Genomic DNA, 5,430 nt, shown 5'->3' with positions numbered 1-5,430 from the left:
GGGTCCGACCGGGTAGGAATCGTATTCAGCGGGGCTGATCCGGGTGAGCGAGGAGCCGTTGCTCGTGAGTAGTGCCTCGCTGTCGACCGGCCAGAGGCGTCGGTCATCCAGGAGGAAGGCTCCGGGGCGTCCGGTGGCGCCCACGGACTTCTGCCCGGCGTGGAGGGACGCGCCGTACGGGATTCTGTGGAAGGTGCTCGAAGAGACGCCGATGCGCTGCCCGGTCACGTGGAGGTAGGGCTCCGCCTTCTCGAATTGGAGCCGTCGTCCGTCGGTCACGTAGGTCGCGGGGAGTCCCTGCACCTGGATGCCGTAGCCCTCGAAAATGGCACCGACCCGCTTCGGCGAGAGTTTGGTGCAGGCTTTGCCGGGGAGCAGGTCGAGCCCGAAGCGGCCGGGGTTTCGCGGTGGGAAGGTGGTGGTGGACTGGACCAGGTCGATGGGGATGCGGCCGCAGTCGCCCGTGCTGGAGGCGCGGGCGTGTTTGTCCGGGCGGGAGGCGATGCCTGGGCCTTCGGTCCATGTGCCGCGCACGAAACCGTCGGCGTAGGGGTGCACCCGCAGGTCGTTCCGGTCGAGGAAGTGCAGAACGGTTCCGTCCTGGCGGGGGCCGTTGCTGGCGACGATGAACGCGTTCAGCGCGTCGGAGTACTGCCAGTCCACCGAGAAGCCCTTGACCACGGAGAAGCTGCGGTCGTTGTCGTCGGTCCGTGGCCGCCACCCGTGGGTGGTGAAGACCTCTACTCCCTTCTGGAAGGTCGGGTCGGCGGAGCGCCATGCGAACTGGCCGCTGCCTCCAGCGTCGGCGCCGCGCCCGGTGGTGTCGGTGAACAGCAGATAGAACTTGCCGTCGCGGTAGACGGCGCTGGGCTGGCCCGCGCCGTACTTGTTGGGACGGTTCACGTCGAAGGACGGCGAGATGATGGGCCGGCCGCCGTTCGCACGCTGCCAGTTGACCCCGTCGGTGCTGGTGGCCAGGCCGATCTCAGTACGGTTGGCAGGGTAGGGGTCCTTGATGCCCCCATAGAACATGTAGTAGATGCCGTTGACGCGCAGCACGGACGGATCGCATGTGTGCTGGTCCCAGCCGTCGGATCTGCCGTTGAACACGCTCCGCTGCTGGCGGAAGGGGCCGCCGGGCGAGTCGGCTTCGGCGTACATGATGTCGTCGCCGGGGACCGTGTCGCCTTGGGGTGCACCGCACCACCACATCCGATAGGTGCGGTCCTCCATGATCGACGGTGCGTAGTCGTAGGCGGTCCCGGGGACGAGCCCTCCAGGATTGGTCCGGTAGGAGTCGGTGGGAAGTCGGGCCTGTGCCTGACCGCTCCCGGCCCCGGAGCGGTCGGGAGCCGCGGAGCCGGTGGTCGGGAGGAACAGGAACATCAGGAGGGCGAGGGCGAAGCCGACCGGTATGGCGAGTCGGCGACGGGATGCAATGGCCATGAGTGCCCCAAGTGAGTAGACGTGAAGACACTGGCACGCCGAGCGTAGATGCGGGCCCGCGGGCTGACAGCTCACACGCGTGCGTACTTCCGTGCAGGTCGGCCGCCCCAAGGGGGCGGAGTGTGGGCACGGTGGTTGAGGGCGTGACAGGTAATCAGTGATATGTCGTTGCGCTGAGCAGTGGCCGACGGTGACCTTCGGCCGGTCGGTTCAGCGGATGAAGTCGACCTCCGGGTAATGGCGCGAGGGGCCGTCGAGGAGGTCACTGTGCCGGTGGCGCAGATGCTTGTCGAAGAAGGCCGCCAGGTAGGTGCGTTGGACCTCGATGGACCGATTGGGGTCGATCGTGCCGAGTATCTGCTCCAGTTGGGGCGGGGCCAGTCCGAATGCGCCCGGCGCCTGGGGGAACAGAACCTGGTTGTCGACGAAGGAGTTGTGCCCGGAGCCGCGCAGCTTCAGGTCGAGCCGCTCTCCGTGCAGGTGTCTCCAGAACCGTGCCCAGCTCCGATCGCTGTTGCGGTTGTGGTGCTCTGAACTGAACAGCAGGAAGGGGCGGTCGAGCGGCTTGTCGATCGCCGATCCGAAGAGCTGGCCGTCCAGGTTCGCGCCGGCGTCGATCCTGGAGTCGGCGTGCATGGCCGCGGGCACGGCTCCTCCGCCGAGGGAAGCGCCGAACATCCCGATACGGTTCATGTTCACGGCATCGGACAGCCCGTGGGGGAGCGGCTTGTGTTCCACGTCCGGGTTGTGGCCGTGCGCGATCCTGGCCAACTGGTTGATGACGAAGTGAGTGTCTGCCGCCCGGATGGCGATCGTGTGGGACGAGTGGGAACCCGGCGGCATGGTGTTCACCTCACGCCGCCCGCCGGGGAACAGCACTTCGCCGGAATCGTGGGTGTGGTCGAGGGTGACGACCAAGTAGCCGCGGCTGGCCAGGTCCTGAACCAGTGCAGTCGACTGGGCCCGGTTCCCGTGCAGCCCGGGCGAGTACAGCAGCACCGGCAGCTTGCCGGCTTTGTGGTCAACCGGGGCGCCGGTGTGCCCGGCAGTGGTGGGCAGGGTCACCCCGCCCGGCAGCACCTGCTGGCTGACCGGGAGTTGCGCGGCGGGATAGTGGCTGGTGTGCGTGGCCGGATACCACAGCGAGACCATCAGCTCGCGCTGCTGTCCGGGCACCCACGGATCCGTGCGTGACGAGTCGCGCAGGTGGAGGTCGACCGTTCCGACGCGATGGCGCCCGGTCGGGGCGGGGAGAGTCAGCTGGCCCGGGATTTGGGGTGCGTCCAAGGACGCCGTCTGGCCCGGGGCTTGATCCGCGTCCAAGGCCGGTTGGCCTGGGGCTTGGTCCGCGTCCAGGGCCGCTGCGGCGGTCATGGGCGCACCGGTGCTCTTCCCGGCGGCGACAGCAGGCGCGACTCCGGCGCCCAGGACGACGGCCAGCGCTCCAGTGGTGCCGGCGACCCGGGCACGTAACCGGCTGTGGCGCTTCCGTGCGTGCTTTGCGTGTTTCATGGGCAGCCCGTCTTCATGGTGGCGGTCGCCACGTGACCGGTGATCGGGTGGCGCTCATCGTAATAGGTAATTTGCCATGGCCGCGCCAACGCGCTTGTTTGTGCGGAGAGTTCTTATTACCGGACAGTTGGTGATGTGGGGGAGCGGTCGGCACGTCCTGAATTGCGCGGCGTCACCCCTGTGTCCCGTGCCGCTGCCGGCCATACGGCCGACCTTTCCCGCAGATCCGTTTTCGCGTGAAACGGCCTGCCGGTGCTCGTGGAAGGAGCGGTCGAGTCGAGCATGTCGAGTGCCGGTACGGGATACATGCGGAAGCAGGGCGGCCAAGCCGGGCGGCGTCGAGGCCGGATGGGGATCGAGGGCAGTATCGCCACTACCGCCTCCTGGCGCTACCACCGGTAACGATTACCAAATCGGGCGCTATGCCGCGCACTGATCACTCAGCGTGGGTAATCAGTGCAGCGACGTAATGCATTCTGCAGTCCTACTGTCCGGTAATTGAATGCTGTTGATGGAGCGTCATTGCCATGTCGGCTACAAGTGTTGTACTAATTCCCTAGCTCAGGGCATCGACGTGCGCTTCCCCATCCTGCATCGCGTTCATCTGCGAAGGCACCGTGGCGTGCCCTGGGTATCCCCCACACGAAAGAGTTGAGATATGCGCTTTCGCCGAGCCTTCACGCTGAGGAGAGCCTTAGCGGTAGCCGCTGCAGCCGTGGTTGCTGCCGGACTCCTCCTCACTGTCGGAAGCCTCGCCCAGGCGGGCTCCGTCACCGGAACCATCACCGGTGGCCAGGGCAGCTACAGCACCATCAACGAACGCAAGGCACCCAACCTTTCCGCCCGGAACGTGGGAAAAGCCCACGTCGGCAGCACGGTCTCCATGACCTGCCGGGTGCAGGGTGACGCCGTCGAAGGCGACTCCCGCTGGATCTGGTCCGACTCGGGATCCTTCTACATAGCCAACGCGTTCATCAAGGAGAACACCGACCGCCTACCGGTCTGCTCGTCCTCCCACCCCAAATCCAGTGGGCGCGTAGCCCTCGCCATAGATATGCAGAAGCAGGTTCAGGACCAATGGTGCTGGGATGCCTCTGGCCTGACCATCGCCAAGTACTGGGGATTCAAGCAGTACAGCCAGAACGACTTCTGTCGACTCGCCGCCCAGAACAGCTATCTCAGCTGCGACAACCAGCCCGCCACGCTCGACGACATGGCCAACGCCTGGGCCGGCATGGGCTTCTCCAACACCGGAAACGGCTTGTCCCGCAACGCGTCCTTCTCGGAGACGGGCAATGAGATAAGCGGTGGACGACCATTTGCGGCACGCATCGGATGGAACTCCGGCGGCGGCCATATGAATGTCATCTACGGGTACGACCGATCGTCAAACAGCATCGCGGTCGGCGATCCTTGGAAGTCCACCCAGACCTACGCCTGGTGGAACTACGACGAATACGTCAACAACTCGTCGTTCCAGTGGACCCATTCCCGTATCGGCATTCACAAATAGGACGGGCAGCAATGCACAGCAAGAAAAATTCCACAAACCGGGGTGCTGCTCGTTTCACAGGCATAACCCTCGGCGCGACGCTCTGCGCGTCAGCATTCCTCAGCGGCCAGGCACAGGCAGCCGACGGCCCGGCGGGCGTACCCGACTACCAAGGCGCACGCCAGGTGCTGCGGTCAGCACAGGTCCACGACACCATCAACCGCTTCCTCAATGCAACGAATTCCGCCGGGAATTCAGGGGCGGACGGCGGCCAACGGGACGCAGCGCCCATGGACGCCGGATCACGCGACGCCCCACAAGCCTTCAGTCTGAAGGACCCGGTCGCGATGTACGAGATCACCCCCGATTTCGTCTCCGGAAAGACGAAGCCCACCCCGACCGGCGCCGTACGGCTGTCGTACCTGGCCTCCGAGGTCAACGGCGCGAACGGCCATCGCGCCACAGCTCTGCTGGCCGGTCAAACGTCCGCCTCCGCAGGGCAGAAAGCGCCCGACTCCATAGGGCAGAAATGGCATCTGGCCGGAGTTCAGGACGGCAATACCGACATCGGCTTCGCCAAGCGGACCACATCGGACTCGACGGTGTTCAGCGAGCCGCAGATCCACGCCTGGTACCGGCTCACGAACGGCACGGTCCAACCCCTCAACCAGGAAGCGAAATCCAGCCTCGGCGCTAAGCGGACGATGTCGCTCACCGCGTACCAGAAACTGGTGCACGGCCGGTACGCCGACAAAATGCCGGGGTCGACCTACGACCGCAAGGGCCTGGCCGGCGGATACGGGCCCGCCGCCCCGGCACACAATGCCCCGTCCGCCACCCCGGCGCACAACATCCCATCCTCCGCACCGATGCTGCTCGGCGGCACGGGAGCGCTCGCGCTCGCCCTCGCGGGCGGCACGATCGGGTTCCGCGGCCGCCGCGCGTGCCATCGCCGTCGCGGACCGGGACGGATCGACGGC

4 protein-coding genes are annotated in these 5,430 nt (G+C 66.1%); 2 read left to right on the top strand and 2 right to left on the bottom strand.

Annotated features, from left to right (window positions below; translation table 11 throughout):
- Window positions 1–1,446 (bottom strand): hypothetical protein (locus AB0I10_RS40045; protein WP_363157672.1); only part of this gene is annotated, 1,446 nt, incomplete at its 3' end.
- Window positions 1,447–1,656: 210 nt separating this feature from the next.
- Window positions 1,657–2,958, bottom strand: a complete 1,302-nt coding sequence (locus AB0I10_RS40040; RefSeq protein ID WP_363157671.1) for a hydrolase — start codon at window positions 2,956–2,958, stop codon at window positions 1,657–1,659.
- A 658-nt stretch (window positions 2,959–3,616) separates the two neighbouring features.
- Between AB0I10_RS40040 and AB0I10_RS40035 the strand changes: the two genes are divergently transcribed.
- Both AB0I10_RS40035 and AB0I10_RS40030 read left to right on the top strand, forming a co-directional pair.
- A complete protein-coding gene (locus AB0I10_RS40035; RefSeq protein WP_363157670.1) occupies window positions 3,617–4,471 on the top strand; it encodes a papain-like cysteine protease family protein in 855 nt (284 codons plus the stop codon).
- 11 nt (window positions 4,472–4,482) lie between these two features.
- A partial coding sequence (locus tag AB0I10_RS40030; protein ID WP_363157669.1) for a hypothetical protein occupies window positions 4,483–5,430 on the top strand: 948 nt, incomplete at its 3' end.

The sequence above is a fragment of the Streptomyces sp. NPDC050636 genome, from assembly GCF_040654775.1.
Taxonomy (GTDB): domain Bacteria; phylum Actinomycetota; class Actinomycetes; order Streptomycetales; family Streptomycetaceae; genus Streptomyces.
This window is presented reverse-complemented; position numbering and strand designations above follow the sequence as displayed.